The organism is Moorena sp. SIO3I6, from assembly GCF_010672095.1.
Genome location: NZ_JAAHHU010001025.1, coordinates 1 through 1777 on the forward strand (window position 1 = coordinate 1; position 1777 = coordinate 1777).

The following is a 1777-nucleotide window of genomic DNA, read 5'->3' on the forward strand; positions in this document are numbered from 1 at the left end:
AGCAGGTTGGCCTGATCGATGAAGCTTATTTCATGTATTACGAAGAAATGGACTTTTGCCTGCAAGCCCAGAGAGCTGGCTGGGAATGCTGGTATGTCCCTGAAAGTCGCGTAGTCCACTTAGTTGGGCAAAGTTCAGGTGTTACCGACACCAAGCGTCCACCCAAACGCCGACCCCAGTATGTGTTTGATTCTCGGCGACGGTATTTTCTCAAAAACTATGGTTGGTTTTACGCTGCTCTAGCCGATCATACCTGGGCTTCTAGTTATTTATTGTGGCAATTGCGCCGAATGGTTCAAGGTAAGCCCAATCTTGAGCCGCCCCACTTACTTACTGATTTTCTCCGCAATAGTGTGTTTTGTAAAGGTGGTGCTTTTAGTAGTCCGAAGATTTCGTGATTAGTTATTAGTTATCAGCTATCAGTTATCAGTTATCAGTTATCAGTTATCAGCTATCAGCTATCAGCTATCAGCTAATGCGCGTGCCACAGGCTAGAAGCCTGTTCTACAAAACTGATGGACTATTCACGATTCCCAATTCTAACTTCTAACTTCTAACTTCTAACTTCTAACTTCTAACTTCTAACTTCTAACTTCTAACTTCTAACTTCTCGATTCCCGATTCCCGATTCCCGATTCCCGATTCCCTTTTCCCTACTCCCTATTCCCTAAACAACAAACACTAACAATAAATTATGGTGATGCCAACAGATTTAACGGCAAATTATACCGAGCCAAAAACCGATAAGTTGGGACTTTGGCAACAAATTAAAGAAGATTGGAAAGCCCATGGTTGTGATTGGACTAAGCCAGGATTTCGGGCTGTGGCGGTGCAGCGGTTTGGAGTCTGGAGAATGAACATCCAACCGAAGTTACTACGGGCTCCCTTTAGTATTCTCTACCGAGCATTATATCGTAAAGTTCGTAATACCTATGGCATTGAATTACCTTACACGGTAAAGCTTGGTCGCCGAGTAATTATTGAGCATCAAAGTGGGATTGTGATTCATGGGGATTGCACTATTGGTGATGATAGTATCCTACGTCAAGGGGTCACTTTGGGTAATCGTTATTTAGATCGTCCTTTGGATGCCCCCACTTTAGGAAAAAGTGTCAATGTTGGAGCTGGTGCTAATATTTTTGGCAAGGTTACTATCGGTAACGGGGCAAATATTGGTGCTAATGCTGTAGTTTTATCAGATGTACCTGCTGGCGCAACGGTAGTGGGAATTCCTGCTAAGGTTATTAAGGTGCGTTCTTTTGAAGAGAATGGCTCTATTTGAGAAGTAAACAAGGGAATCGGGAATCGGGAATCGGGAATCGGGAATCGGGAATCGGGAATCGGGAATCGGGAATCGGGAATCGGGAAAGAGTTGCGTAGGGTGCGTTAGGGACGGGGAAACCCTGATTTTCTAGGTAGCCAGTGTTAGGAGAATCCGTCCGAAAATTGTAACGGGCAAGATGCCCATTCCACCCACCGGGTCAAACAGTAAAAATGAGATGCACCCGCAATTACTTTGTATAATGGATTTATAGAAAGTGATTGGATAGTCTTCCTAAGACTTATGCGTGACCTAGAACAACTGACAAAAGATATTCAAGAACTACCAGAAGAGGTTCAAAACATTATTGCCGATATCATTGAGGTGTTCAAAAAACAGTATGTAACGAAAAAACCGGCATCTCTTCACCCTCTGGAATTAGATAATCAACCTTTTATTGGCATGTGGCGTGATCGACAAGATACTCAAAATAGTAGCGAATGGGTGAGAAGAATT

The 1777-nt window shown here is 43.3% G+C and carries 1 protein-coding gene and 2 pseudogenes; all 3 read left to right on the plus strand.

Features of this window, described 5'->3' with window-relative positions:
• Positions 1–398: pseudogene (locus tag F6K49_RS45665) on the plus strand (glycosyltransferase family 2 protein); the annotation flags it as partial.
• Between the two features lie 296 nt (positions 399–694).
• On the plus strand, positions 695–1282 hold the full coding sequence (locus tag F6K49_RS45670; RefSeq protein ID WP_293108875.1) for a serine O-acetyltransferase: 588 nt from the start codon (positions 695–697) through the stop codon (positions 1280–1282).
• A 282-nt stretch (positions 1283–1564) separates the two neighbouring features.
• Positions 1565–1777: pseudogene (locus F6K49_RS45675) on the plus strand (hypothetical protein); the annotation flags it as partial.

Bases quoted from the DNA above. Each gene is read 5' to 3' on its own strand.
- F6K49_RS45670 (WP_293108875.1), top strand. From the start codon at position 695: ATGGTGATGCCAACAGATTTAACGGCAAATTATACCGAGCCAAAAACC.